The 26,508-nt window shown below is 61.0% G+C and carries 30 protein-coding genes, 1 tRNA gene and 1 pseudogene; 20 read left to right on the forward strand and 12 right to left on the reverse strand.

The window, feature by feature from the left end:
- Nucleotide 1 precedes the first annotated feature (1 nt).
- From O8W32_06950 to O8W32_07000, 11 genes are all read left to right on the forward strand, one after another.
- Nucleotides 2-460 (forward strand): 50S ribosomal protein L19e, encoded by a 459-nt coding sequence (locus O8W32_06950; GenBank protein WII08903.1) that lies wholly within the window; start codon nt 2-4, stop codon nt 458-460.
- Nucleotides 460-960 carry a 50S ribosomal protein L18 gene (locus tag O8W32_06955; protein WII08904.1) on the forward strand — a complete coding sequence of 167 codons (501 nt, stop codon included), beginning with the start codon at nt 460-462 and terminating at the stop codon, nt 958-960. Before O8W32_06950 ends, O8W32_06955 begins: the two co-directional genes overlap by 1 nt.
- A gap of 1 nt (nt 961) precedes the next feature.
- The gene (locus tag O8W32_06960) at nt 962-1,654 is read left to right on the forward strand and encodes a 30S ribosomal protein S5 (protein ID WII08905.1); all 693 of its coding nucleotides are present in this window, start codon (nt 962-964) and stop codon (nt 1,652-1,654) included.
- A gap of 2 nt (nt 1,655-1,656) precedes the next feature.
- A complete protein-coding gene (locus O8W32_06965; protein WII08906.1) occupies nt 1,657-2,121 on the forward strand; it encodes a 50S ribosomal protein L30 in 465 nt (154 codons plus the stop codon).
- Between the two features lie 9 nt (nt 2,122-2,130).
- Nucleotides 2,131-2,553: an uL15 family ribosomal protein gene (locus tag O8W32_06970; GenBank protein ID WII08907.1), complete on the forward strand. Its 423-nt coding sequence runs from the start codon at nt 2,131-2,133 to the stop codon at nt 2,551-2,553.
- A gap of 19 nt (nt 2,554-2,572) precedes the next feature.
- Nucleotides 2,573-4,114, forward strand: coding sequence for a preprotein translocase subunit SecY (gene secY / locus O8W32_06975; GenBank protein WII08908.1), 1,542 nt, complete (start codon nt 2,573-2,575; stop codon nt 4,112-4,114).
- Between the two features lie 5 nt (nt 4,115-4,119).
- Nucleotides 4,120-4,797, forward strand: coding sequence for an EMC3/TMCO1 family protein (locus O8W32_06980; protein WII08909.1), 678 nt, complete (start codon nt 4,120-4,122; stop codon nt 4,795-4,797).
- The gene (locus O8W32_06985; protein ID WII08910.1) at nt 4,794-6,320 is read left to right on the forward strand and encodes an RNA-guided pseudouridylation complex pseudouridine synthase subunit Cbf5; all 1,527 of its coding nucleotides are present in this window, start codon (nt 4,794-4,796) and stop codon (nt 6,318-6,320) included. Before O8W32_06980 ends, O8W32_06985 begins: the two co-directional genes overlap by 4 nt.
- A gap of 90 nt (nt 6,321-6,410) precedes the next feature.
- A complete protein-coding gene (locus tag O8W32_06990) occupies nt 6,411-6,755 on the forward strand; it encodes a hypothetical protein (GenBank protein ID WII08911.1) in 345 nt (114 codons plus the stop codon).
- Nucleotides 6,752-6,937, forward strand: coding sequence for a hypothetical protein (locus tag O8W32_06995; GenBank protein ID WII08912.1), 186 nt, complete (start codon nt 6,752-6,754; stop codon nt 6,935-6,937). The genes O8W32_06990 and O8W32_06995 overlap by 4 nt, the downstream gene beginning before the upstream one ends.
- Nucleotides 6,938-6,976: 39 nt before the next feature.
- On the forward strand, nt 6,977-7,885 hold the full coding sequence (locus O8W32_07000) for an oxidoreductase (GenBank protein ID WII08913.1): 909 nt from the start codon (nt 6,977-6,979) through the stop codon (nt 7,883-7,885).
- 65 nt (nt 7,886-7,950) lie between these two features.
- Here O8W32_07000 and O8W32_07005 read toward each other — a convergent pair whose 3' ends face one another.
- Nucleotides 7,951-8,397, reverse strand: a complete 447-nt coding sequence (locus O8W32_07005) for a hypothetical protein (protein WII08914.1) — start codon at nt 8,395-8,397, stop codon at nt 7,951-7,953.
- Between the two features lie 86 nt (nt 8,398-8,483).
- On the opposite strand from O8W32_07005, the gene O8W32_07010 reads away from it, so the two are divergent.
- Nucleotides 8,484-9,605, forward strand: coding sequence for a tryptophan--tRNA ligase (locus O8W32_07010; GenBank protein WII08915.1), 1,122 nt, complete (start codon nt 8,484-8,486; stop codon nt 9,603-9,605).
- Between the two features lie 4 nt (nt 9,606-9,609).
- Nucleotides 9,610-11,124, forward strand: a complete 1,515-nt coding sequence (locus tag O8W32_07015; GenBank protein WII08916.1) for a phenylalanine--tRNA ligase subunit alpha — start codon at nt 9,610-9,612, stop codon at nt 11,122-11,124.
- A gap of 74 nt (nt 11,125-11,198) precedes the next feature.
- Here the strand turns inward: O8W32_07015 and O8W32_07020 are convergent, their stop codons facing one another.
- Both O8W32_07020 and O8W32_07025 read right to left on the reverse strand, forming a co-directional pair.
- A complete protein-coding gene (locus O8W32_07020) occupies nt 11,199-11,669 on the reverse strand; it encodes a hypothetical protein (protein WII08917.1) in 471 nt (156 codons plus the stop codon).
- A 90-nt stretch (nt 11,670-11,759) separates the two neighbouring features.
- The gene (locus O8W32_07025) at nt 11,760-12,404 is read right to left on the reverse strand and encodes a hypothetical protein (GenBank protein WII08918.1); all 645 of its coding nucleotides are present in this window, start codon (nt 12,402-12,404) and stop codon (nt 11,760-11,762) included.
- Nucleotides 12,405-12,756: 352 nt separating this feature from the next.
- Here O8W32_07025 and O8W32_07030 point away from each other — a divergent pair.
- Nucleotides 12,757-13,368 (forward strand): annotated as a pseudogene (locus O8W32_07030) (D-aminoacyl-tRNA deacylase).
- Between the two features lie 103 nt (nt 13,369-13,471).
- On the opposite strand, the gene pyrH reads toward O8W32_07030, so the two are convergent.
- Entirely contained in the window at nt 13,472-14,173 is a 702-nt protein-coding gene (gene pyrH, locus O8W32_07035) for a UMP kinase (GenBank protein ID WII08919.1), read from the reverse strand.
- Between the two features lie 54 nt (nt 14,174-14,227).
- Here pyrH and prf1 point away from each other — a divergent pair, with 54 nt between their 5' ends.
- From prf1 to O8W32_07050, 3 genes are read left to right on the forward strand one after another with little or no spacing between them, the layout of a single operon-like run.
- Nucleotides 14,228-15,469 (forward strand): peptide chain release factor aRF-1, encoded by a 1,242-nt coding sequence (gene prf1, locus O8W32_07040; protein WII08920.1) that lies wholly within the window; start codon nt 14,228-14,230, stop codon nt 15,467-15,469.
- Between the two features lie 6 nt (nt 15,470-15,475).
- A complete protein-coding gene (gene argS / locus O8W32_07045) occupies nt 15,476-17,227 on the forward strand; it encodes an arginine--tRNA ligase (protein WII08921.1) in 1,752 nt (583 codons plus the stop codon).
- Nucleotide 17,228: 1 nt separating this feature from the next.
- Nucleotides 17,229-17,726 (forward strand): GNAT family N-acetyltransferase, encoded by a 498-nt coding sequence (locus tag O8W32_07050; protein ID WII08922.1) that lies wholly within the window; start codon nt 17,229-17,231, stop codon nt 17,724-17,726.
- A 91-nt stretch (nt 17,727-17,817) separates the two neighbouring features.
- Here the strand turns inward: O8W32_07050 and O8W32_07055 are convergent, their stop codons facing one another.
- The 4 genes from O8W32_07055 to O8W32_07070 all read right to left on the reverse strand — a co-directional run bounded on the left by O8W32_07055 (nt 17,818) and on the right by O8W32_07070 (nt 21,509).
- Nucleotides 17,818-18,120: a DUF5654 family protein gene (locus O8W32_07055; protein ID WII08923.1), complete on the reverse strand. Its 303-nt coding sequence runs from the start codon at nt 18,118-18,120 to the stop codon at nt 17,818-17,820.
- A gap of 84 nt (nt 18,121-18,204) precedes the next feature.
- Nucleotides 18,205-19,002, reverse strand: a complete 798-nt coding sequence (locus O8W32_07060; protein ID WII08924.1) for a hypothetical protein — start codon at nt 19,000-19,002, stop codon at nt 18,205-18,207.
- The gene (locus O8W32_07065) at nt 18,999-20,156 is read right to left on the reverse strand and encodes a formate--phosphoribosylaminoimidazolecarboxamide ligase family protein (GenBank protein WII08925.1); all 1,158 of its coding nucleotides are present in this window, start codon (nt 20,154-20,156) and stop codon (nt 18,999-19,001) included. Before O8W32_07065 ends, O8W32_07060 begins: the two co-directional genes overlap by 4 nt.
- A 102-nt stretch (nt 20,157-20,258) precedes the next feature.
- A complete protein-coding gene (locus O8W32_07070) occupies nt 20,259-21,509 on the reverse strand; it encodes a magnesium transporter (protein ID WII08926.1) in 1,251 nt (416 codons plus the stop codon).
- A 266-nt stretch (nt 21,510-21,775) separates the two neighbouring features.
- On the opposite strand from O8W32_07070, the gene O8W32_07075 reads away from it, so the two are divergent.
- Both O8W32_07075 and O8W32_07080 read left to right on the forward strand, forming a co-directional pair.
- The gene (locus O8W32_07075; GenBank protein WII08927.1) at nt 21,776-22,492 is read left to right on the forward strand and encodes a potassium transporter TrkA; all 717 of its coding nucleotides are present in this window, start codon (nt 21,776-21,778) and stop codon (nt 22,490-22,492) included.
- Nucleotides 22,492-23,070 (forward strand): potassium channel protein, encoded by a 579-nt coding sequence (locus tag O8W32_07080; GenBank protein ID WII08928.1) that lies wholly within the window; start codon nt 22,492-22,494, stop codon nt 23,068-23,070. Before O8W32_07075 ends, O8W32_07080 begins: the two co-directional genes overlap by 1 nt.
- A 14-nt stretch (nt 23,071-23,084) precedes the next feature.
- Here the strand turns inward: O8W32_07080 and crcB are convergent, their stop codons facing one another.
- The 4 genes from crcB to O8W32_07100 form a co-directional block, all read right to left on the reverse strand.
- On the reverse strand, nt 23,085-23,462 hold the full coding sequence (gene crcB, locus O8W32_07085; GenBank protein ID WII08929.1) for a fluoride efflux transporter CrcB: 378 nt from the start codon (nt 23,460-23,462) through the stop codon (nt 23,085-23,087).
- 77 nt (nt 23,463-23,539) lie between these two features.
- A tRNA-Gln gene (locus tag O8W32_07090) sits at nt 23,540-23,615 on the reverse strand.
- A gap of 81 nt (nt 23,616-23,696) precedes the next feature.
- Nucleotides 23,697-24,335: an adenylate kinase gene (locus tag O8W32_07095; protein ID WII08930.1), complete on the reverse strand. Its 639-nt coding sequence runs from the start codon at nt 24,333-24,335 to the stop codon at nt 23,697-23,699.
- Between the two features lie 75 nt (nt 24,336-24,410).
- Entirely contained in the window at nt 24,411-24,944 is a 534-nt protein-coding gene (locus O8W32_07100) for a DUF308 domain-containing protein (protein ID WII08931.1), read from the reverse strand.
- Between the two features lie 106 nt (nt 24,945-25,050).
- On the opposite strand from O8W32_07100, the gene O8W32_07105 reads away from it, so the two are divergent.
- Entirely contained in the window at nt 25,051-26,490 is a 1,440-nt protein-coding gene (locus O8W32_07105; protein ID WII08932.1) for an FAD-binding oxidoreductase, read from the forward strand.
- Nucleotides 26,491-26,508: the final 18 nt, after the last annotated feature.

A 26,508-nucleotide genomic window follows, 5' to 3' on the forward strand; every position in this document is an offset into this window, starting at 1 on the left:
AATGGCAGACCTTAGCAACCAGAAGAGGCTTGCCGCCGAGATACTCAAGTGCGGCATCCACAGGGTCTGGATCGACCCCGAGAAGGAGGACGACGTCGCCGAGTGCATCACCCGCTCCGACATCCGCACCGCTATCGCGTCCGGCACCATCAAGGCCAAGCCCAAGGAGGGTACCTCCAGGGGCAGGATAAGGCACGCCCAGGCCCAGAAGGCCAAAGGCAAGAAGAAGGGGCCCGGAAGCACGAAGGGAACCCACAATGCGAGGGCGCCCCACAAGAAGGTCTGGATCCAGACCATCAGGCCCATCCGCGACGAGCTCAAGCAGCTCAGGGCAGATGGCAAGATCACCCCGTCCGTCTACAGGCTTTACTACAGGAGGGCCAAGGGAGGAGTCTACACTTCCCGCAGGAACCTCAGGCAGCATATGGTCATCGACGGCAATCTGAAGGAGGAGAACTGATGGCAACCGGACCTAGATACAACGTGGCGTTCCGCCGCAGAAGAGAGGGCCGCACCAACTACTACACCCGCCGCAAGCTCCTCGCGAGCCATGAGACCCGTGCAGTCGTCAGGAGGTCCAACAAGAACATCACCGTTCAGTTCGCTGACTTCACGATGACCGGTGACAAGATCATCGCAGCCGCCGACACCAAGCAGTTCAAGGCCCTCGGATGGGAGCACTCCTGCTCCTCCATCCCCGCCGCCTACCTCGTCGGGTACGCTGCCGGCCTGAAGGCCAAGAAGGCCGGCGTCGAGTACGCAGTGCTCGATCTCGGCATGCAGAACCCCCAGCACGGCGGAGTCCTCTTCGCCGTCGCGAAGGGAATCATCGATGCGGGAGTCGAGGTCCCCGCCTCCGAGGACGTGTTCCCCGATGAGGACAGGATCAACGGAAAGCACATCGACGACAAGATCGAAGCGGATGTAGCAAGCATGAAACAGAAACTGGAGGCTGAGTGAAATGGTCGACTGGATACCCAAGACCAGGCTGGGACATATGGTCCTAAACGGCGAGATCACGACCATGAGCGACGCCCTTGCCACCAAGCTGCCTCTCCGCGAGGCCGAGATCGTCGATATCCTGCTCCCCGACCTCCAGGACGAGGTCATCGACATGAACATGGTCCAGAGGATGACCGACTCCGGAAGGAGGGTCAGGTTCGCTGTGACCTGCATCGTCGGCAACGGCGACGGGTTCATCGGAATGGGCAGGGCCAAAGGGAAAGAGGTCGGGCCTACCATCAAGAAGGCCATCGACAACGCCAAGCTGAACATCATCGAGATCAAGAGGGGCTGCGGGTCCTGGGAATGCGGATGCGGAACCGTTCACTCGCTGCCTTTCGAGGTCATCGGACGCTCCGGCTCCGTCACCGTCTACCTCCGCCCCGCTCCCCGCGGTATCGGACTGGCCGTCGGCGACGTGGCCAAGAGCCTGCTCACCATCGCCGGTGTCCACGACTCCTGGGGATTCGCCACCGGCAACACCAAGACCAAGGTCAACTACTGCATGGCGACCTTCGACGCTCTCCGCCAGACCGCGAAGATCAGGGTCACCGAGCAGCAGGCTGAGAAGCTCAAGATCGCTTCCGGCCCCATCGGGATCGCCAACAGCGACAGCACCCAGGCCGGAGACGGCGACTACAGGGAGGAGTGAAGATGGCATACATCGTTATCCGTGTGGTCGGGACTGTCAGCGTTCCACGCGACATCAAGGAGACTATGAGGCTGATGGGCCTTAACAGGGTCAACCATGCCGTCATTGTCCCCGAGACCGACAGCTACAAAGGGATGCTGTACAAGATCAAGGACTTCTGCACCTTCGGCAAGGCCGATGCCGAGACCATCGCCGCCCTCCTCAGGGAGCGCGGGATGATCGCCGGCGACGTCGCCCTGACCGACGACTACGTGAAGGAGAAGACCGAGTTCGCCACCATCGACGACCTCGCCAAGGCTGTCGCCGCCGATGAGTACAAGCTCAAGGATGTCGAGGGCCTCAAGCCTGTCATCCGCCTCCACCCTCCCATCGGAGGATACGAGGGCAACAAGCGCTCCGTCCAGAACGGCGGGGCCCTGGGCGACAGGAAAGAGAAGATCAACGACCTCGTCAAGAGGATGCTCTGAGGTGGAATAATGCCCAGCAGGACAAAGAAATTCAGAGGTCTCAGGACCCACGGCCGCGGCAAGAAATCCGGCCGCGGCGCCGGTATCATCGGCGGCCGCGGTAACGCGGGCATCGGGAAGACCGGTAAGATCTGGATGCTCAAATACGACAGGGATCACTTCGGACGCCACGGCTTCAAGAGGCCGCAGTCCGTCGTGAAGGCGAACAGCACGATCAACGTCTCCGAGCTCAAGAAGTGCATGGACACGTTCATCGCGCAGGGCTTCGCCAAGAAGGATGGGGAGAAATACACCGTCAACCTCACCGACGCGCACATCGACAAGCTCCTGGGAAGCGGCAACATCGACATCGCTGTCGATGTGACCGTTGCAGAGGCGTCCGCCAAGGCCAAAGAGAAGATCGAGGCCGCCGGCGGCAGCATCGCCGAGTGATACGGGGTGTGTTGTCCCAATGGATGATGAACAACCGAGCCTGCTCTACAAGGTGAAACCCCTTGGGGACAGGCTCCCCGCCGTCAAACGTCCTGAGGGCCATGTGGCCTTCAGGACCAAGATGATGTGGGTCATTGTCATCCTGGTCCTTTACTTCGTGATGTCCAACGTCTATATCTGGGGGCTCGATCAGACCGAGTCCCTGGATATATTCGCGCAGTACAGGACCATCATGGCCGGAGCCTCGGGAACCATCCTGCAGCTCGGTATCGGCCCCATCGTCACTGCATCCATCATAATGCAGCTTTTCGTTGGTGCCAAGATCATCAAATTGGACCTAAGCAACAAAAAGGACAAGGCATGCTATCAGTCGGTCCTGAAGCTCCTTGTCATCATCATGATCTTCGTGGAGGCCATCCCGCAGGTCTACGGATATCTCGTCCCTTCGGACACGTTCGTGGACATGTTCGGGAGCGCGGGCTCCAAGCTCATGATCATACTACAGCTCTTCGTCGGCTCCTATCTCATATTCCTCTTCGATGAGGTGATATCCAAATGGGGCATCGGGAGCGGCATATCGCTGTTCATCGCCGCAGGCGTAGCACAGGCGATATTCACCGGAACGCTCAACTGGTACGCTGTCGACGACAGCGCGGCGACGTCGCTGAGCAACCCGCCCGCGGGAACCATTCCCAAGGCGATCTACGTGCTGATGAACACGAACTCGTCCGACATGATGAACGGCGGGTATGAGACGATATTCCTGGGCCAGCCGAACCCCATGGTGGCGCTGGTCGGTACCGTCGTGATATTCCTGGTCGTCGTGTACCTGGAGTCGAGCCGCATAGAACTGCCCATATCGCACGGCAATGCGAGGGGTGCCAGAGGCAAGTACCCTATCAAGCTGATGTACTCGAGCAACATCCCGGTCATCCTGATGTCCGCCCTGCTGGCGAACATAAGCATGATCTGCCTGCTGTTCTACACCAACGGCTTCCTCAGCAGCATACCCTTCCTCGGTGCCAACGACTCCATCGGATACTATGAGTCCGGGAGCACCACTGCATCCGCAGGTATGGCATGGTATCTGTCGACGCCGCAGGGTCTGACCGATTGGCTGCTGCCGATCCTGAATCCGTCCAGCTACGGCAACGGGCACTCAGTGCTGCAGAACCTGTGCCATGTGGGCATCTACGTGGGCGTGATGGTCCTGGGTTCCATAATGTTCGCCAAGTTCTGGGTGGAGACCACCAACCTCGGTTCCGAGTCCGTGGCCAAGAACATCCAGAGGAGCGGCATGCAGATCCCCGGATTCAGGCGCGAGCCGCGTGTCCTCAAGAGGGTGCTGGACAGGTACATCCCTACCATCACCGTACTCTCGGGAGCGCTCGTAGGTCTCCTGGCGGCCGTGGCCGATATGATCGGCACCGTCGGCAACGCGACCGGTACAGGTCTGCTGCTGACCGTCGGTATCATCATCAGGTTCTACGAGGCGCTGGGCCGCGAGCAGATGATGGAGATGAACCCCATGATGAGAGGGTTCTTCGGATCGGAGGATTGAGGTAAATGGCGAACCCTGGAAGCCCTGAGCAGATGCGTCAGATGCAGCAGGACATGCCGCAGATGCCGAAAGGCACCATGCTGGCTATGATGTTCACGCTGCTGATCATGATGGTCGTCGTGCAGTTCAGGTCAGCGATCGGCGAGGCCCTGGACGTGGTGTTCAGCGTCATCGATTTCGACGGGAAGTACCCCGTCCTCACCCTGGTGCTGGGAGGGCTCATTATGATCACCCTCTCCACCACCATCAGGGCGGCGCTCTCGCACCCCATCGAGCAGGCGAAGAACCAGCATATCCAGTCCGAGTTCAACTCCGAGCTGAGGAAGGCCAGGCTGGAGAACAACCTCTACAAGATGAAGAAGCTCACCGAGGAGCAGCCCAAGATCATGGCCGGGTCGATGCAGCAGAGCACCGACATGATGAAGGTCATGCCGATCACCATGCTGGTCGTCATCCCCATCTATGCCTGGGTCTGGTTCTTCGTGAACAACACCGTTCCCGATGACCTCATCGACATAGTCATGCCGTGGGGGACCGCCAACCTTCTTGACTACATCTGGTTCATGCCGATCTGGATCATCGTCTACACGCTGATCAGCCTGCCCATCGGGCAGCTCGAGAACAAGGCTGTGACCTACATACTCCTGAAGAGGCGCCTGAGACAGCTGGAGTCTGAAGAATGAGGATAACCATCAGCGGTCCTCCCGGTTCCGGGAAGACCACTCTCTGCGGCATGCTGTCCGAGGCCCTCGGCCTCAGGGCGGTCGTCTTCGGCCAGGTCTTCAGGCAGATGGCCGCGGAGAAGGGGATGACGCTGGGGGAGTTCGGGGCCCTGGCAGAGAAAGATCCCTCTATAGACGCGGGCATCGACGAGCGCATCGTCGAGACGGCCCGTGCCAACCCCGACATCATTCTGGAATCCCGCCTTTCCGCATACATGCTCACGCGCAACGGCATCCCGGCGTTCCGCATCTATCTAGATGCGAGCCCCGAGGTCCGCATGTCGCGCATAGGGGTGCGCGAGGACAAGGACATGGGGACCGCGGTGCAGGAGACCATCGACCGTCAGAAGTCGGAGGCCACCCGCTACATGAAGTATTATAACATCGACATCGGGGACAAGAGCGTCTACGACCTCATCCTCGATACCGCCGAGTACACTCCTGAGCAGGAGCTCGGGATCATTCTCGACGCTATCAGGGCCCGCGAGGGCGCCCGAGATATGCTGGTCAAGGATGCGAAAGCGATCCCGGACAAATGGGGCAAGCGCCCGTCCGACCGGACCATAGGTGAGCTTCTGGAAGCAGGCGTCATCGCCCTCGACAAGCCGCGCGGGCCGACATCCCATCAGGCCACCGCCTGGGCGAGATCGGCTCTCCACTGCGAGAAGATCGGCCACGGCGGCACCCTGGACCCTTATGTTTCCGGCATACTCCCTATCTGCACCGGCAAGGCCGTCCGCCTGACGGACGTGGTCCTCTCATCGGACAAGGAGTACGTGTGCCTCATGAGGCTCCACGCGGACCGCCCCGAGGCGGAGATCCGCAGGGTCATGTCGAAGTTCGTCGGCAGGATATACCAGCTTCCGCCGGTCAGGAGCGCTGTCAAGAGGCAGCTCCGCATCAGGAATGTGAAGGAGCTGGAGGTCCTGGATATCAAAGGAAGGGATGTGCTGTTCCGCATCTCCTGCGACGCCGGGACATACGTCCGCACCCTGTGCACCGACATCGGCGACCTGCTGCTGTGCGGGGCATCGATGACCGAGCTCCGGAGGACCCGTTCGGGCAGGATGACCGAGGACGGCGCCGCCACCCTCCAGGACCTGACCGACGCGTACATATTCTGGCAGCAGGACGGCCACGGGGAATGGCTCAGGAGCATCATCAGGCCCATGGAGGTCCTGGTGGACCCGCTCCCGAAGGTCATCGCCAAGGCCACCGCCGTAGACGCGCTGTGCCACGGGGCGGACCTCAGCGTCAAAGGTGTCCACATGCTCGACCCGGAGATCAGGAAGAACGCGCTGGTCGCCGTCATGACGGCCCGCGGCGAGCTGGTGGCGCTCGGCAAGATGATGCTCTCCTCCGAGAAGCTCATGGCCGCCGACTCGGGGATAGCCGTGCACATCACCCGTGTGCTGATGGAACCGGGGCATTATCCCAGGATGTGGAAGTACTCCACCGACCTGGCCGATGTCCCGAAGCAATGACCCAGACATCCGTTCAATATATCTCGGGCGCAGGCCGGTCAAGATGCAAATCGGGCAATCCTTTTTACATTGGACGGCAATCATGCACCGATGGGAATCTTCTCGAAAAGCGAGACGGTGCTTCAGCTGGACCGCAAGGTCGTCGGAGAGGTCAATCTCCAGAGCGATACCGGTACAGGCTATGACAACGTCCTGCATATCCCGTTCGGGGTCAAGAAGGGCCGCAAGGTCCGCGTGTCGGTCGAATCCGACAGGCCCGTCGACGTAGCGCTGGCATATGGGGATTTCTCCTCAGCCGGCCATAAAGAGGGGATGACCGAGGGCACTCTGGGGCCGTTCGACACCAAGGACTACACCGATATGGCGCTCTTCCTGGGTGTGTACCCCGGCGACAGGGCCACGGTCTCCGTCAGAGTATGGACGGATAAGAAATGACAAGGATCGTGAAGGGTAGGAAGGTAAAATACTGGGAGGATTCGCTCCCCAGCAGCGTCACCGAGCTCAGCTCGTTCGACCGCACTGTGCTGATCCTGTGGGCGCTGAGCCTCCTGGCCAGCCTCGCGGCCCTGTCGTATTTCATATATGCCAGCACATTCGACAAGTACGTCTCCGTCTAGGTCCTGGCGGCCCCGTTCATCCTAGTCGGCGTCTATTACATGCTGGACAACTTCCTGCGCGGAAACAAGGCGTACCTGCTCTTCCTGGTGATGGTCGGCATCATCGTGGGAGTGCTGATAGCCATAGATGTCCACAGCTACGGTTCCGTAGCGCTGTTCATCGCTGAGATAGCCGTGGGGTCCGTGGGAGTGGCGGTCGTCGTGGCCTCCATCCAGAAGCTGATCTTCTTCAGGACCCTGCATTCGGTCAGGTACATGAACATCAAGGCCAAGCGCAGCCTGGGCGACAGGGTGGTATCGTTCATGTTCAACGTCCCGCCGGACATCGACACCAGGAGGATCGAGCTGACCTTCAGCAAGAGCTTCAAGTTCCCCTGGAAGGACATGTTCACCACCGCCATGCTCTCCATGGCCGTCGGGCTCTTCGTCTGGATCTATTTCTCCATGAACCCGGTGGCGTCCGACGACAGCATCACCGATGCATCGCTCTCGGTCTTCACCGTCATCCTCTACGTCCCGATCATCACCATGACCTTCAGCATCTACAAGACCGTGGATGCCAGGGTCGAGAGTGATTTCGAGCCGTACAGGCTGTACAACGGCGTCGTGGCCACCATCCAGAGGATGGCCCTCCCGGTCCTCGCCGTCCTGCTGTACGTTTACTACAAGATCGACAATACCGACGATTACAGCTCCGTCCTGCAGTTCATCATAATCTCCGCGGTCGTCATCTTCTTCGTGGTCATGCTGACCTCGGCGATCTACTATCGCACCCTTTCCGACGGAGTGGTCGCGGACATCGAGCAGAAGAACAAGATCTTCATCCCTGTCTCCCTCTTCGCCAACCTGAAGAACGAGAGCCGCAAGGACAAGAAAACCGTCCCCGGGACGCCCGAGAGGGACGAGTCGGACATCAGCAAGCTCGATATCTCTTACAGGTCCGACTGAGGCCTGTTCTCTTCCGCCCGGGCCTAAGAAGATCCGGCCCGGGCGGAATCATTCGATTTTATCTTTCAATCGTCGTAGAAACGGGAGAGGCTCGGGTTGGCGCGCCCGGGAGCCGCCCATCCGTTGATGATGGGCTTGAAGACCTCCATGGATGACATCCCTTTGGTCTTCCTGAGGCCGATGATCTCGGGCTCATGGCTGTTGCTGATGATGATCCTGTACTGCTGCTCCGTCTTGTCGACGGTGACGGCCGGCCCTCCGAAGTCCTTCAGGGCCTTCAGGATTACATCGGCCATCAGCTGGATGTCCTCGGGAGTGTAGGAATCCGGGACGGTCAGCATGAAGTCGCTCTCCTCGGTCTGCCCGTTGAGCCTGAACTGGACGTCGGCCGCGGACATCAGTTTCCTGAATTTATCCTCCTTCTCGCCTTCCCCGGCGAGCGCGGTGATCCTCTTCCTGAAGGTTTCGGCGATGTCGAGGTACATGGCCTCCTCGCCAAGGATGCTGAACATACCGCTCTGATGCGCGAAGCCGTTAATAGGCATTCGCACGCCTCAGCGCCCCAAATATTAATTGCAGGCGCTCTTATCCGTCTTCAATGGCCGAGGATTTCAAGGTCACCCCGTGGGAGGTGACCGGCGACATAGATTACGGCGTCCTGATGAAGAGGTTCGGTACCTCTCCGGTCGACAAGACGGTGCTCGACCGCATCGCACGCTACGGGGACATCCATTTCATGCTCAGGCGCGGCATCTTCTACTCGCACCGCGACCTGATCCCGCTCCTCGACTCCTATGACAAAGGGGACCGCTTCTGGCTCTATACCGGGAGAGGCCCGTCGGGGAACACGCATCTGGGACATATCATGCCCTGGATATTCAACAAGTGGGTGCAGGACAACTTCCATGTAAGGATGCTGTTCCAGATGACCGATGACGAGAAGTTCCTGTTCAAGGACCTCACCCTGCACGACACCCGCAGCATGGCCTACGAGAACGCCCTCGACTTCGCCGCCCTGGGGTTCGACCCGGACAGCACCAAGATACTCGTGGACACCGAGAACATCGGCACCCTGTACCCGCTGGCCCTCCAGGTGGCCAAGAAGGTCACCTTCAGCACCGCCAAGGATGTCTTCGGCTTCGAGGGGTCCTCCAACATCGGCAAGATCTTCTTCACCGCGCTGGAGTCCGCCCCCGCGTTCCTGCCGAGCGTCATCGAGGGCAGGCCGACCCCGGTCCTGATCCCCGCCGGCATCGACCAGGACCCGCACTTCAGGGTCACCCGCGACGTCGCCCCCGGCCTCGGGTTCCCCAAGCCCAGCCTGCTCTACTGCAAGATGTGCCCCAGCCTGAGCGGCGGGGACAAGATGTCCTCGTCCGATCCGATGGCCACCATATACACCACCGATACCCCCAAGCAGGTCAAGAAGAAGGTCGGCAGGGCGTTCACCGGCGGGTGCGTCAGCGTCGACGAGCAGCGCGAGAAGGGCGGGAACCCCGATGTCTGCGCCGTGTTCAAGTACAACTTCTATCTCTTCGAGCATGACGACGCCAAACTGGAGGAGATGGCGCGCAGGTGCAGGAACGGCGAGGTCCTGTGCGGCGAATGCAAGGTCGCGCTGACCCAGAAGATAAACGTCTTCCTCGAGGCCCACCAGGCCAAGAGGGAGGAGGCCAAGGAGATCGTCGCTAAAATGGCCTACGGCGGCTTCAAATGGTGAGATAATGGTCGCGAAAGAAGTAATCGATGGTCTTAGCTACAACGAGAAGAAACTGCTCCTGGCACTTGCGAAGGCTGGAGGCTCCGCAGCGCCGGAGGACCTTGTCCGGGGCGGAGCGTTCTCCCTCGGCGTGGAGGCCATGGGAGCGGCCTCCAGGCTGTCCTTCAAGGGGCTTGCCTCCATCAAGGAGAGCAGCGAGAAGTTCTACGAGCTCACCGATCCGGAGGCGTCCGCCAAGGACCTTCCCGAGAGGCATGCGCTCGAGGCAATCTCGGCGGCCGGCGGGAGGATGACCCTGGCCGACCTGGCCTCCGCCATACCCGGGGAGGACAAGATCGCCGTCGGCTGGCTCATGAAGAAGAAGCTGGCCGTCATGGACAGGTCAGGGGAGAACTCCCTGCAGCTCACCGACGCAGGCCGCGCCGCCCTCGGCAGCTCGATGCCCGACGAGCAGCTCATAGCCAGGATGCTCAAAGCGCCCGTCCCCGAGGCGGAGGCCGACCCGAAGGCCGTGAAGGACCTCAAGGGCCGCAAGGGCATGATCCGCGAGACTGAGGACGTCCGGAGGCAGATATCGCTTACCGATGAGGGCAAGGAGGCCGCCGCCTCCGGCATCGAGCTCAGGGAGGAAGTGGCCGACGTCACCGACACGCTGATCCAGAGCGGGAAATGGAAGGACGTCGATTACCGCTCCTACGATGTCCAGGCCCTCGCTCCGACGGTGTACGCCGCGAAGAAGAACCCCCTGACGCGCCTCGGCAACGAGGTTCGCCGGCTGTTCTGCGACATGGGGTTCACCGAGATGTCCTCGGAGTACGTCCAGCCCGCGTTCTGGAACATGGACGCCCTGTTCATCCCGCAGGACCATCCGGCCCGCGATATGCAGGACACTTTCTTCCTGGAGCATCCTGCGTCCATACCCCTGACCGACAGGGCGCTGGTGGAGAAGATCAAGGCCATCCATGAGAACGGCGGCGGCACCGGGTCCACGGGCTGGGGCGGGACCTGGTCCGAGGAGAAGGCGGCCCAGGCGCTGCTCAGGACCCACAGCACCGTGAGCTCCATAAGGTACATCGCGGCCCATCCCGACGCGCCCCAGAAAGCGTTCTCCATCTCGCGCATCTTCAGGAAGGAGTCCATCGACGCCACCCACCTGCCCGAGTTCTCGCAGATCGAGGGCATCGTGATCGACGAGAACGCCAGCCTGGACATGCTGATCTCCCTCATCCGCGAGTTCTATTCCAGGATGGGGTTCGATCAGATCCACGTGAGGCCCAGCTACTTCCCGTACACCGAGCCCTCCCTGGAGCTCGAGGTGTTCTTCCACGGGAAATGGCTCGAACTGGGAGGCGCCGGCATCTTCAGGCCGGAGGTCGTCGCCCCGTTCGGCGTGAAATGCCCCGTCATGGCCTGGGGATTCGGCTTCGAGAGGCTGGCCATGCTCAAATGGGACATCAAGGACATCAGGGACCTGTACATCTCCGATATCGATTCCCTGAGGAAGAGCACGGTCTTCTGAAATGCCGTCTCGGGCGCCGGCGCCTTTGCAGGAGCGCCGGGCCCGGTCAGCCCCGGTCAGGCCATCGAAATATCTCAGAGCGCCTGGAATCCCGGGTCCGTTCCTTCCGACACAGCATCGATCATGTGCCTGTACGCCGGACGGCGCCCTTCGGGAGCAGACTGCCAGGCCTTCTCAAGGTTATCCATCGTGGCCGCGGTGTCCTTCTCGGCGAACGCTATGCGGGCGCGGGTGCAGAATATCCTGTCGATCCACGCTCCGTCCAGGGTCCTCAGCGTCTCGTTGGCGGCGATGTCGCAGAGCTCCCTGGCCTTCTCCAGGTTGCCGATGCTGGCATGCGCCTCGGCGGCAATCTCGGCAGGCAGGGGCCCGCCGACCTCCTCCATGGCGCGCTCGGCTATCGTTGCTGCCTCCTCGTAGCGCTTCTGCAGCACCAGGATCTGTGACCTGACCTCGAGAGCATGCCTGGACCCTATCCCGGCCAGTTTGCCGAGGCATTCCTCGGCATCCTTCACGGAACGGAGCCCGATCGATGTCTCGGCCATGAGCCAGAACAGGTGCTCGCTGTACTCCGGGACCGCCTTGACGGCCCTGAGGTCGCAGTAGAGCTCCTCGGAGGGGCAGAACAGCGCGTTCTAATCCATGGTTTCGGCGAGGATGTTGGCCTCGATGTTCCTGCCCGCCTTGTTCAGGTGGTACAGTCTCTCGGCCCTGTTCCCGCTTTTGAGCCAGTAGTCGGCGGCCCAGCTGTGCCAGGAGCGGAGGGAGAAGGGATCGGCCAGCCGGATGAACGCTTCTGCAGTCCTCTCCGGTATGCAGATGTACCCGCGGAAATCGGTCGGGATCGTCCCGGAGGTCATCCCCGGAAGGTCCTTCTTCAGGATCGGTTTGCGGAAGACGCAGGCCCTGCCGACCGCATCGCGGTCCGCCTGGCTCATGCACTTCCACTTCCCTTCCGGATTGCAGCGGCTGATGTCCAGGAGCATATCGGTGTCGATGCCCTTCTTCTCCAGGTTGGCCTTGAGCTTCCTCCCCTCCCCCGCGCCTATCGGCGTGAGGCAGTAGACGAAGCGCTTGGCCGGGGTTCCGTTCAGATGCGCCTGCCACCTTTCCACGAATCCGTACTCCTCAAGCTTCTTCAGATCGATAGATACATGCGCGCGGGAGATCCCGGCGGCGGATGCTATCCCGTCCTGAGTGAGCTCGCGGGGGACGTCGAAGTTCTGTTTCGGGTACACGCTCGGAAATCTGAGCATGTGAAGCAGGATGCGTTCTTTCACGGTCAGGCAATAAGTTTGTTCCATCATATCCAGGATCGAAGATTTTCGCATCCGGATTTAAAGGCATACTATTGCAATCAGAGATACGGATTACAGACAGCCAGGCGTGTCTTTACCTGCATGTAATGCCTGGGGCAGGGAAAAATTAACAACTATTAATCAGCAGTTGGTTCCATCTAGTAAAAAACATATTCATCTTGGTCTTTTGTGCAAATCTGTAATGCTGGCCGTAATCAGATGTATGCAGGATATTTCCTCGCGCAACATCACCGATTCCCTGCTCGCGTCCGGGGGCTGGACCGATGAGGGGAAAATCGGAGATTTAGTGTTCTATACAAAAAATGACTTAGTAATGGCTGAGATCCAGGACCTCCACATCCGCCGCGACGGGCTCGATGCGCAGATCGCGGAAGCAGGATGGAAGCCAGATGCCGTCATCTTCCCCTCTGAGCATGCATCATCGAGCGGCACCCCTGCGCTGACCGTCCATCCTATAGGCAATTACGAGGACTGCAGGCTCGGCGGCAGGGCGGAGACCCTGGTCCCGTCCGCGCCGGCCCTCATGAGCAACGCTCTGCGTACGATCAAGGCGAAATGCAATCTGCCGGAGTTCAGCATCTGCTTCGAGGCGACGCACCACGGCCCGTACATGGAGACGCCTGCGTTCTTCATAGAAATAGGAAGCGATGAGAACCACTGGGGCAGGAAGGACGCGGCGGCGCTGCAGGCGTCGGTCATAGAGGACTTCCCGCGCGACAATGATTACTCTACGGTCATCGGCATCGGCGGGGGCCATTATGCCCCGCGCTTCACCGAGCTCGCCCTGACGAGGAAGGTGAACTTCGGGCACATCGTGCCCACTTACAGGACGGACAACGCCTCAGACGAGGCGGCGGCCCGCATGATCAGGCAGGCAGCCGAGAAGACAGGCACCAAAACGGCCTTCCTGCACCGGAAGTCCATGAACGGGCCGTCGGCCGCGAGGCTGACGAACCTTGCCGAATCCGAGGGCATCGAGGTCATCAAGAAGGATTGCTTCGAGCCCCTCGGCCCGGAGCGAAGGCCGGTCACCCGGCCCTGTGCGAATCGACGTGGGTGCCGGAGAACGGCTGCCCGAGGATCGCCTTCTCCAGCTCGGCGAGGTTCCTGCCGTCCACCATCTCGATGTCGATGCGGTCCTTCTCGGCGATCTTCACGCCCATCGGGTCGAAGACGCTGGATTTCCCGGCCGCATGGCCGCTGTAGACGATATGACCCAGCTCCTCAATGGTGAGGCTGCTGTACTTCACGGCGTCCGGGTTCTTGCGGGGGTCGTCTGAGTACACGGCGTCCACGGAGGTGGCGTTGACTATGCGGTCGGCGCTCCATCTCTCGGCGACCATCGCGGAGACGGCATCGGTCGTGTGGCCCGGCTCGGTGCCTCCCATGACCGGGATCTTTATCTTCCCGACCTTCGCCACGGTGCCCTCCACGGTGGGGGAGATGTCCATCGACGAGAAGTCCTTCCCGAGCGCCAGGGCGAGGAGCTTGGCGTTGATCCTGGTGGAGTCTATGCCCATGATGTCCAGGTCGTACTCGGACCCTCCGAGCTCCCTGCCGGTCGTCGCGTAATAGCGGGCTGTCTTCCCGCCGCCGACGACAATGATCATGCTGACCTTTCCGGATGCTTCCCTGAGCATATGTGCCAGACTGCTGATGTAGGCTGCATCGTCCCTGCCGGGGATCAGTATGGAGCCCCCGATGGAGATGACCACTCTCTGATTAGCCATTCTTAACCCTTTTATACGCAAGCGCGATGGGTATAATAATTATTGTTGGAGGCTTTGGAAACGGCAATAGACAATTCTGTCAGCAAGGCCAGGTATGATTTCAAGAAAGCCATGGACGAGATCCGCGGCTATCGAGGAAAAGGCACCGAGCTCATCTCGGTGTACATCCCGTTCGGAAAGCTCGTATCGGACGTCATGGCCTACCTCAGGAACGAGGAATCGGCGGCGTCGAACATCAAGTCGAAGACCACGATGAAGAACGTGACGGGCGCCATCGAGTCGGTCGCTGCCCGTCTGAAGACATTCGACAAGATCCCGGAGAACGGGATCGTCATCTTCTGCGGCGAGGTCCCCCGCGCGGGCGACCAGACCAAGATGGTCCAGTACGTCATCAACCCGCCCGAGGCCATCACCGCCTTCCTGTACAGGTGCGACGCGCAGTTCTTCACCGAGCCCCTCGACGGCATGCTCGTCGACAAGAGGTACTACGGGCTCATAGTCATAGACAGGAAGGAAGCTACCATCGGCATGCTGGCCGGGACCAGGATCAAGGTGCTGAAGCACTACGACTCCCTCGTCCCCTCGAAGCACCACCAGGGAGGTCAGTCCTCCGTGCGTTTCGAGAGGCTCATCGAGATCGCCGCCCACGAGTTCTTCAAGAAGGTCGCCGACGGATGCACCACCTGCTTCCTGGACAGCATCCTGGACATGGAGGGCATCCTCGTCGGAGGGCCCGGCATGACGAAGGACTTCTTCATCAACAACGAGTACCTCCACCATGAGCTCCTCAAGAAGGTCGTCAGGCCGTTCTTCGACACCGGCTATACCGACGAGTCGGGGCTGAAGGAGCTCGTCGAGGCCGCCCAGGGCGTCATCGTGGACATGCAGATCACGTCCGAGAGGGACATGATGCAGCGCCTGTTCAAGGAGATCAGGAAGGAGGACGGCGGGCTCTCCGCCTACGGCGAGGACATGGTCCGCAAGTGCGCCGAGATGGGGGCGGTCGATACGTTCCTCATCTCCAGCAAACTGAAGAAATACCGCATAAAGGCCGTATGCCCGAACGGCCACGAGACGATGATGACCGTGGATGACCCAGACGCTCCGGTCAAGTGCCCGGAGTGCGGGTTCGGCGCCAAGGTCGCGGAGAGCAAGGACCTCATCGATGACTTCTTCGAGATGTCCGAGCTCTACAATTCGAGCATCCAGCTCATCTCCGGCGATTCCGAGGAGGGGGAGATGCTCTACAGGGCGTTCGGCGGCATCGCAGCGCTGCTGCGTTACAAGGTCGGATGATTCGGCATGAAAGCACAGGAACAGTTCGAAAAGGAATGCGAAGAGGCCGTTGTCAAGGCCCTCGCCGGCATGGGGGCCCCTGCCGACCTGAAGATCGTGAAGGAGGTCCCGGAGCAGGCGGACCTGGCCGTGCCGTGCTTCGCCTTCTCGAAGGCGCTCAGGGCGCCCCCGAAGGCGATCGCGGAGCAGATCGCATCGGCCATAAAGGCGCCGTGCGGGCTCATCGCCGGCGTCGAGGCCGTGAACGGCTATCTGAACTTCACCGCGGACCCGACGGCCATCGTCACCGATGTCCTGCAGGAGGTCTCGGAGAAGAAGCAGGACTTCGGGAAATCGCGGCCGACCGGCCTCAGGGTGAACGTCGAGCACACCTCCACCAACCCCACCGGGCCGGTGCACGTGGGACGTGCCAGGAACCCCATCATCGGCGACACGCTGGCACGCTGCCTCAGGATGCGCGGGCACGACGTCACCACCGAGTACTACGTGAACGACGTCGGGAAGCAGATGGTCATCATGGCCTGGGGGGCCGAGAACATCACTCCCGAGGAGGTCAGGGAGGAGATCGCCCAGACCGAGAAGCCCGATGACAGGGACAAGATCGACCACAGGCTGGTCTACAACTACCGCGCCGCCACCAAGAAGATCCACGGCAACCCCGCCCTGGAGGAGGAGATCGCCGAGATGATCAGGAAGTTCGAGGCCGGCGACGAGGGCACCGTCGCCCGCGTCGGGAAGGTCGCGGAGACCATGCTCGGGGGCATCCGCCAGACCCTCGCCGACATGAACGTGGTCCTCGACAGGTACACCTGGGAGTCCCAGTTCATCAAGAACGGCGCCGCCAGGGATGTCGTGAAGAAGCTCCAGGAGAGCAAGTACGCCGGCCAGGCCGAGGACGGGGCATGGTATGTGGACCTCAAGGACTTCGGGATCCACGGCAAGAACACCAAGTTCACCTTCACCAGGTCGGACGGGACCACCCTCTACACGACCAGGGACCTCGCCTACCACCTCGACAAGTTCTCCCGCTCCGACCGCACCATCGACGTGCTGGGAGAGGACCAGAAACTGGGGTCCCAGCAGCTCTGCTCCGCCCTCTCCATCATGGGCGTCGAGAGGAAGCCCGAGGCCCTGTTCTACGCCTTCGTCTCCCTGCCCGAGGGCAGGATGTCCACGAGGAAGGGCGTCGTGGTCTACCTCGACGACCTCATCGACGAGGCCACCGAGCGCGCCGCCAAGGCCATCAGGGACGGCAACAAGTGCGCCGGGATGACGGATGCGGAGATCGACAGGATCGCCCACGACATCGGGGTCGGGGCGGTCAGGTACAACATCGTCCGCGTCGGCGCCGACAAGCAGCTCGTCTTCAAATGGGAGGATGCGCTCAGCTTCGACGGGAACTCCGGGCCGTACCTGCAGTACGTTCACGCCAGGGCCTGCAGCATACTCCGCAAGGCCGGGGATTTCAAGCGCATCACCGACGGGTCCCTGCTCAAGGACGAGTACGAGATCAGGCTGGCCAAGACCCTGGCCAGGTTCGAGAGCGTCCTCGCGGACATCGATGCGACCAAGAGGGTCAGCATGATGCCCGCCTACGGCCATGAGGTGGCCGTCGCCTTCAACCAGTTCTACGCCCAGGTCCCGGTCCTCCAGGCCGGCGCCGAGAGGGATGCGAGGCTTACCCTCGTCGAATGCACCAAGTACGTCCTCAGCAACGTCCTCTGGTGCCTGGGCATGGGCGCCCCCGAGGCGATGTGATATGGACTTCCGGCCCATGAAGCTCAAGGACATCAAGAAGGTCCGCGAACTGGAGCTGTCCTGCATAAAGGAGTACTTCAGCGAGACCATCGAGAACAAGTGGGAGGACCTTCCGCAGGAGTGGAAGGACAACCTCGGGGCGAGCAGCCCCAACCATTTCCGCCCCTACCTGGAGAGCGGGCTGAGCTTCGTGGCCGAGGAGGACGGGGAGATCTACGGGTTCATCTTCGCGCAGATGCTCCACCATATCGCAGACTGCACCAATCTCGTATGGATTGAGAACATGGGGGTCGACCCCATCGTCCGCAGGAACGAGATCGGCTACAGGCTCCTCAGGGAGACCCTCCGTGCGGGACGCGCCGCGGGAGGAGAGGTCGCCCACAGCATGATCGAACAGGACAATGCGCCCTCGATCATGCTCCACAAGAAGATCGGGTTCTTCATCGACAGGCGCGCAGTGGCGCTGATGGACCTTAAGGACCCGAAACTGAAGCTCTGACGGCCCGGCACCGGCGTTTCTGCCTGCCGGCCGGCGGATCATATCTCAAAAATCCCCGAAAGGGTAAGGGGTTTGATCGGTGAGGCACGCCTCACTCAGAACCTTTGGATTCCTTCTCTGCCTTCTTCCTGTCATCGGCCGCGGAAATGGCTGCCTTGGTCCTGACAGTGGCCCTGGTGATGATCATGGTCATCGCGACGGCGAGGCAGGTGACGAGGAGAGCGTAGATGGTCTTCCCGACAAGGCTGTCATCATCATGGAAGACCGCGCTGACCGCGGACTGGATGGCGCCGTTCCAGGCAAGCGCAGCGACGAGCCCGAACGCGGAGATGATCAGCGCGGAGAGGGACTCGAGGAACTGCAGTTTGAAGGGTTTAACTTCAGCGTCTGCCATACTCCGCAGACTGCTGATGGCATATTAAAGGTATCGGCTTATGCAAAAGGGGGGCCGGACCCCTATCGGGGCCCGAAAGGGGTTTCACTTCCTCCTGGAGGAGACGTACTTGAGCTTCTTGCCCTCTCCGTCCTTTCCGGAGGATTTCTTGGCCTTCTTCTCATCGGCCAGTTCCGAGAAGGAAGATGCCTCCTTCTCCTTGGGTTCCTCGGCTGGCACGGCTTCCTTGGACTCGGAGGATGCATCGTAGCGCCTCCTCTCGGTAGAGGCCTTCTTCTCGGCGGGGGCCTTGGAGTCCTTCCCGGCCTTCTTCTCCTCTTCGAGCTGGGTGAAGGTGGTGGTGGGCTTCGCCTTGGGGTTCGACCTGATGTAATAGAGCACGGCGATCACGATTATGATCGCGATCGCTATGATCGCGATGTAAGACGTTGCCTTGTCCCAGATGCCCTTGTCGACATGCACTTCGACCGAGGTGGTGCCGATGGAGGTCTGGTCGCCGGTCGTGCTCTCGTCCCCGTCCTCATCGATGTAGGCATAGACGGTGACCGTGTGGTTCCCGCTGCTCAGGGATATCGACAGGGTAACGGTCTGCGTTCCTTCGGAGAGCCCGGTCTTCATGACAGTCTTGTCCGGGTCGGATTCGTCGTACGAGTCCACGTACATCTTGAACAGCACGTTGCTCTCCGCGGTCAGGCTCACCGGCACATCGATGTGCCCGGATTCCCCGTCCTTCCAGTCGTCATCGGCTGTTGCGGTGCCGATGCCGTTGGTGGCGGCATCCGATGCGCTTGCAGCCACGGCGGCCGCGGCGACGGCCAGCAGGGCCGCCAGGGACAGTGCCAGGAGCCTGCCGGCGTTCTTTCCGGCGAATGCCTGGCTCATGTTATGATCTCCTCGAGCCTCTCCTGCTCTATGGCCTTGCGGACCTCCATGGAGAGGCGCCTCCCGGTGCTCATGTTGGTCCTCCACAGGGTGTTGCCGTAGGGGTGTCCGACGGACATGTGGACGTTGGTCCCTCCTCCGATCCTGGGGGCGACATCGTAGATGTAGAAGTTGAGGTCCTTGTCGACGCAGGTCTGGAGGCAGAAGGGCCCGATGATCCCGGGCTTGTAGTACTCCTGGGTCGCTTTGACGTACTTCTCGGCCATCGCGAACGCCTTGTCGAGCAGGGACTCCCTGAGGGTGGCGGAGTTGTGGCCGCAGACGGTGTACTCCGGGATTATGCCGTCGTCCTCGAGCTCGACCTGCTGCTTCCCGGGGAGCCTCACGTAGCCGTCCAGCGAGGACTCGAACCTCCAGTCGATGCCGAGCAGCTCCACTTTCTCTCCCTTCTCCTCGAGGGGGTCGTAGAAGAAGTCGAGGTTGAAGACGGGGCCGATGATGTACTGCTCCATCCTGGCGTGCTTCTCGAAGTCCTCGTCGAGAACGCCCTGCTTGATCAGCTCCTGGCTCTTCTCCACGTACTGGTCGTAGTCCTTGGCAGTGAAGAACCCGCGCTCGAGCTTCTTGACGTGGTGGTGGACCTTGATGATGGTCAGCCCGTCGATGTCCTCGGGCTTCTCGACCTTCTTGGGGTAGGGGAGGTTGGCCTTCTCGAGGAGCCAGTAGTAGTCCTTCGGCCCGCCCCTCTCCTCGGAGCGGAGCAGGTTCCTGCTGCCGACCATGGGGACCTTGAAATTGTCCTCCACGTCATCGATGCTGCAGTAGGAGGTGAACGACCTGTTGGGCACCCACAGGGTGTTGGTGTTGATCAGATACTCCTGGTTCTCCGGCTTCATGATGTCGCCGAACTTATCGAGGATCATCGTGTCGTCGACGACTCCGCGGATGAGGTTGCCGTCGGCGTCCCTCTGCGATCTGAAGTAGTTGTTGAAGGTCCGTTCCCTTCCTTTCTGGCACACTGCGAGGGTGCGGAAGCCTTCCGACACCGCTCCGTCGCAGGTGTCGAGCGAGGAATGCGAGGCGAGGACCCCGATCCTGGCCTTCTCCTGATCGTAGCGTCCCAGATTGGCAAGCACTTCGTCTCTGCTGATCATGGAATTACCTGTGTGAAGGTAAAACAAGCCTTCTATTTAACATAATATAAGGAGGGGTCCGCTGTCCCCGGCGCCTCCTGGGCAGGCATCCTCTGTGCCGGGTCAGATGAAGACCGAGATCACCGATACCAGGATGATGGAGCCGACGAGGTCCATCACCGACGAGGTGATCGGTATCGACTCATCGTCCGGGTCCAGGCCGAACTTGGTCGATGCCACGGCCACGTAGTAGGACAGCAGGCTCAGGACGGCGGTGGTGATCATCCCGGCGGCCATTATGATGGCCATGGATGTCAGGAAGCCGATCCCGCTCCCGCCGTTGACGAGGATGCATGCCGCGTAGGATATGGTGCCGATGTAGGCGAAGGTGATGACCGAGCAGACCAGGATCATCGCGAACTCTCCCCCGGCGCCTTTGGGGTTCCACCTGGGGGAGAGCGTACCCAGGTGGATGGCGGAGGAGAGCTTGGAGGTGAGCATCCCGGACAGGGCGTTCCCCTGGTTCAGGAACGCCGGCATCATGATCATGAGGACGCCGTACTGCACCAGGGAGTCCTCCTCGTCCTGGATGACGATCCCCGCCCCGATCTCGAATATGAGGCAGAACATCAGGACCGGGAGGGAGGCGTAGAAGATCCTCTTGGCCTCTCCGGAGAAGTCCCTGCGGCTGGTCTTGGCCTTCAGCATGCGCCAGGTGTACAGCGCGGTGACGGCGATGATGGCGACCGTCATTATTATGGTGGCCGTCTCCCCCCAGCTGTAATCGTCCATCTCGAGGAAGACCCAGGTGGCGAAGAATATCATCGGGACGGTGACTATGTCGCCGATGGCCGCGATGAGGGGGGCCGTGATGTTGTCCACGTCCCATTCCCTCTTGTTCCCGACGTAGGCGATCAAGATGTTGAAGCACACCACGATGATCCCGGCCAGGAACCCTCCCACCGAGGAGATGAAGATGAGGTCCCAGATGTCGGCGTTCCCTCCGAACCAGATCAGCGCGACGAGCCAGGTGACGGCACCCATGGCGATGCTCATGATGAGCGAGAGCGCTATGGCGGAGTCGAAGTTGGCGCGGAGAACCGTTCCCTTCCTGAGGCTCATCTCGAAGGTACCGATGTTCATGGCGGTGCCTATCCTGGAGCCCATCGCGCCGAAGATGTTCCCGCGCATCCCTATCGCGGAGTAGATGAGGATCATCATCCCCGAGATGGTCAGGATGTAATCTTCCATGCTGTTGAGGACGAGGCCGGCGAAAAGATCGGCGGTGCCGGCGATGCAGAGGGCGGCGAGACCCATGATTATCGCGGACCCGTAGCGGGCCAGGAATCCGTCAGATCTCTTCTGCCTATCCATCCGAAGAACCTCCTCAGACCATGCGATCGAGTGCGACAAGGCATCTCTCTTATAAATGAAAGACGGGAAGAGGCCCCGCATGCCTGCGGACAGCACGTGCCAGCCGTTCAGATGGGAGTCTGGGACCGATGCAGACTGGTTGTATTGATAGTGATAATCATATATCGGCGATGCAATATTTCGCCGTAAATTCCGTTCAAGGGTGAAAGGAACTTGGTTATCTGCGTCGGCCGGAGACTCTCCGGCATGGTCCCGGGGGCGTCCGGATGAGCGAACCCGAAGACATCTCGGAACTCAAACACATAGATATGACCGTGCGCGAGCTGCTCACGGAGATGAAGGATTCTTCCGAGGTCATCGTCGACCTCGCATACGCATCGCTGATGTACAACAGCACCAGCATGGCTGAGAAAGTGCGCGAGATCGAGGACGAGATGGACGATCTGAAGTTCGCCACCCGTTACAAGGTCCTCCTGTCCAGCAGAACCAGGGAGGACGCCAGGCAGCTGTCCGGTCTCCTGGAGGTCGCTTCCGCCGCCGACAGGATCTCGGACGCCGCCTCCGATATAGTGGGCCTGCTGAGGTTCCCTCCCGAAAAGCGCCCGTTCATCACCGAGATGCTCTCGGAGGCCGACGAGAAGATCAGGATGATCAGGATCGCCGACGGGTCGAGCATGGCCGGGAACACGATCGGCAAGCTCGCCGTCGAGGCCAACACCGGCTGCAAGATCATCGCCGTCAAGAACCGCCGCGGGTGGACCTACGACCCCGAGGGAAGCGCCAAGCTCCGCGCGGGGGACACCATCATCGTCCGCGGGACCGACGACGGGGCCGACCTGCTCACCGAGTACGCTTCGGGCAAGAAGGAGTGGGAGTTCGAAGAACCTGTCTCCGAGGAGGAAGAGGAGACCTCGGACAAGGAGGACGAGAAGAACGAGGAGGAGCTGACCCAGGAGCTCAACGGGGAGGGCGATGGAGAATGATGAGCCGTCTAGCCGCCATGCTCACCGAGCTCAAGGACACCTCCGAGATGATGATCGATCTGGCATATTCGTCCCTGCTCTATGACAACACTGAGATCGCCGAGGAGGTCATCTCCCTCTCCAACAGCCTCGACGGGCTGAGCGAGCGCATACAGGACGAGATGGCCAAGTCCGGCCAGAGCAATTCCGAGGAGGTTTACAGGGCGATTGTCACCGTGACCCTCATGGACAGGATAATGGACATCGCCCACGCGGCGGAATCCATCGCCGACGTGGTCATCCGCGGTCTCGCGGAGCACCCCGTCCTCGCCATGTCCATCAGGGAGGCGGACACCACCATGTGCCTCGCCAAGGTCGCCGACGATTCGATCCTGGCAGGGAAGACCTTCGGAGAGGTCTCCCTCAGCACCGTCAGCGGCATGTTCGTCATCGCGGTCAGGCGCGGCGACGACTACATCTTCGGCCCCGGGGAGGAGACGAAGATGGAGGCCGGCGACATCCTCATAGCCAGAGGGCCCGAGGAAGGGGTATCCTACTTCAAGGACCTCGCCGACGGTACCGAGAAATCTCTGGACTGACGGTTTTTATCCCATCAGGCCGCCAGGGCGATCCCCGCCCAGCGTCCGGCGGCCGCTCCGCCCAGGCAGAGGACCACGGTCCCGAGGAAGTTCATCGCTGCGTCGCCGAAGCGCCCGTTCGAGAACAGCACCGTGGTGTCCAGCGCGAACGTGGACATGGTGGTGAACGCTCCGAAGAAGCCGGTGAACATCAGCAGCCTGGCCTCCTGCGATATGCCGGTGAGGCTGAACGTCAGGAGCGCCAGCAGGAAAGACCCGATGAAGTTGACCGCGAGGGTGGCCCACGGGAACTGCGTCGAGTCGATATAATAGATGAACAGGTAGCGGACGGCCGCTCCGATAGCTCCGCCGGCAGCGACGATGAGAAGGCATGCAGGCAGGCTCAGTTCCATGAACGGTCGCCAGAGGCGGGACGGATAAATAATTGACGGGACCGAAGCCGGAACCTATCAGAAGTTAGAATGAGAAGTGGTAGCCCCGACCAGATTCGAACTGATGTCCAAAGATCCAGAGTCTCCGATGATTGACCACTACACTACGGGGCTATTGAACCGCCATATCCGGCGGTTGTTATTAAGCGTTTCTGTTGTGCCCCCAGAGGGGGCACGGGATAGGCATCCCGGGAATCACTGGAGGACCGCTTCGACCTTCTTGAAGATCTCGTTGATGTCGCCGACGCCGTCGATCCTGACGAGCTTGCCGGCGTTCTTGTAGTAGCCGATGAGGGGCTCGGTGTTCTTGTGGTAGGTCTCGAGCCTCTTCTTGACGGTCTCCTCCTTGTCATCGTCCCTCTGGTAGAGCTTGGATCCGCACTTGTCGCAGATGCCGTCGACCTTCGGAGGGTTGTTGGTGAGGTGGTACACCGCGTTGCACTCGGGGTTGGGGCAGGAGCGCCTCTGGGTCAGCCTCTTGACGAGGATGTCGTCGGCCACGTCGATGTCGAGGGCGAGGTCGATGTTCAGCTCCTTGTCGAGGGCCTCCGCCTGCTCGATGGTCCTGGGGAACCCGTCGAAGATGATGCCGGGGACCTTGCCGAGGCTCCTGATCTTCTCCTTCATGAGGTTGATGATGACCTCGTTGGGGACGAGCCCTCCGGCGTCCATGTACTTCTTGGCGGTCTTGCCCAGCTCGGTCCCGTTCCTGACGGCCTCGCGGAGCATGTCGCCCGTGGAAAGTCTGACGTATCCGAGCTCGGTCTCGATCTTCTCTCCCTGGGTTCCTTTCCCGGCCCCGGGGGGTCCCAGAAGTACAATCATGGATTTCATATGGGACGGTAGAAGGAAGGCGGTTAAAAGGGTGATGGGCGGGGCGGCGCCCCGCCGAAGCTTTTCGCGCTGCTGTCAGGCGATGACGCCCTTCAGCCTGTAGGCGCCGTACATCCTGACGATTCCGGCGGCGGCCACGAAGGCGCCGATCACGATCATCACGACGTCCGCCGTGTCGTCGAGGTTGAAGAGGGCGATGATGCCGGTGACGATCATCAGCACCGCGACGGCGACGTTGACGATCTTGGAGCCGCTGTCCGGGAGGCCGAAGGCCGGGATGCCGAGCAGGGCGAGGACGCCGATCACGATCAGGCCCACGGCCAGAAGGGCCATGAGGACGTCCGAGATCAGTGCCGGGACCAGTATGAGGATGAGTCCGAGCAGGAGGTAGAGCCCTCCCATGAGCATCCCTCCCCCGCCGAATCCGACGGAGGCGGCGCCTACGAATATCAGGACCGCCCAGATGACCAGGATCACGCCGACGGCGATCAGGATTATCTCCAGGGCATCCTCGCCGAGGACGGCTATGGCTATACCGACAATAAGTGCCAGGAGCCCTTCGGCGAACTGCATCGCGCAGAGCTTCTTGCGTTCGTTCACGCTTATCATGAGGCGGGAATCGGCGCCGGCCCGTATAATTGTGGCGACCGCGCAGAGGCATCGCGCGCATGCGCATTCTTATAACCAATAACGTGAATCGGCATGGCCGATAGAAATGGCCCTGGACGAGAAGATATTGAAGCAGCTGGAGGCTGTCGTCGGGAAGGACGGCATATCCACAAGCGCAGCGGTGCTGTACACCTACGGTTTCGACGCATCCGTGTACCACAGCAGCCCGGATGTGGTCGTCCAGCCCACATCCACCGAGCAGGTGTCCGAGATCATGAAGATCGCCTACGCGAACGGCATACCTGTGGTGCCGAGGGGCGCCGGGACCGGGCTCTGCGGCGCCGCCGTCCCCATCATGGGCGGGATCTGCCTCGCGATGCAGAAGATGAACAGGATCCTCAACGTCAGCGTCAAGGACCTCTGGGTCGACGTCGAGGCCGGGGTCGTATACAACGACCTCAACGCCGAGCTCGCCAAGTACGGGTTCTTCTTCCCCCCGTCCCCCGGGTCCGGGGAGGCGTGCCAGGTCGGCGGCATGGTCGCCACCAACGCCTCCGGCATGAGGGCCGTCAAGTACGGGGCCACCAGGGACTACGTCCTCGGTCTGACGTTCGTCAGGGCCAACGGGGACATCGTCCGCTGCGGCACCAGGACCATCAAGGATGCTTCCGGGTACCAGCTGGCACGCCTCATGTGCGGGTCCGAGGGGACCCTCGGGGTCATCACCGAGATAACCTTCAAGCTGACCACCAAGCCGAAGAAGTCCGCCTCCGCCCTGGTGACCTTCGGCTCCGTCGTCCAGGCCGGGAAATGCATCTCCGCCATCATCGCCAAGCCCCTCATCCCCGCATCCTGCGAGCTGCTGGACTCCACCTCCATCGAGGCGGTCAACAAGGCCAGGGGCCACCCGCTCCCCGATGCCGAGGCCATAATCATCGTCGAGGTCGACGGCGAGACCGACGAGGTCATCAGGAGGGACCTGAAGGTGGTCGAGGAGGTCGCCGCCGAGCAGGGCGCCGAGTCCGTGACCCCGTCCTTCGACAGCGCGCAGATCGCTAAGTGGACGGACGCCAGGAAGTCCGTCCTCGCCTCGCTCTCCGCCCTGATGCCCGGCTACTCCTGCGTCTCGCTGGCGGACGACATGGGCGTGCCGGTGTCCCGCGTGCCCGAGGCCGTCGAGAAGTTCCAGGCCATCGCCAAGAAGAACAACGTCATAGTCGCCGTCTACGGCCACGCCTCGGACGGGAACCTCCACAGCAAGATGCTCCTGAAGGTCGGCGACGCCGACGAGTGGGACCGCGGGATCAAGACCGCGGACGAGATCTTCGATGCCTCCATATCCCTGGGCGGGACCGTCACCGGGGAGCACGGGGTCGGGATCTCCAAGGCCGTGAAGTTCCAGGAGGAGAGGAAGACTGAGCTCGACTGCATCCTCGCGATCAAGCAGGCCATGGACCCCAAGAACATCCTGAACCCCGGGAAGGCCGCTCAGTGGCGCGGCACCGTCAAGAGGAACCTCAGGTATCCCTGCAAAGAGTATATGTGAACCGGGCGGGCCTTCACG

This window comes from Methanomassiliicoccales archaeon LGM-DZ1, from assembly GCA_030168595.1.
Taxonomy (GTDB): Archaea; Thermoplasmatota; Thermoplasmata; order Methanomassiliicoccales; family Methanomethylophilaceae; genus Methanomethylophilus.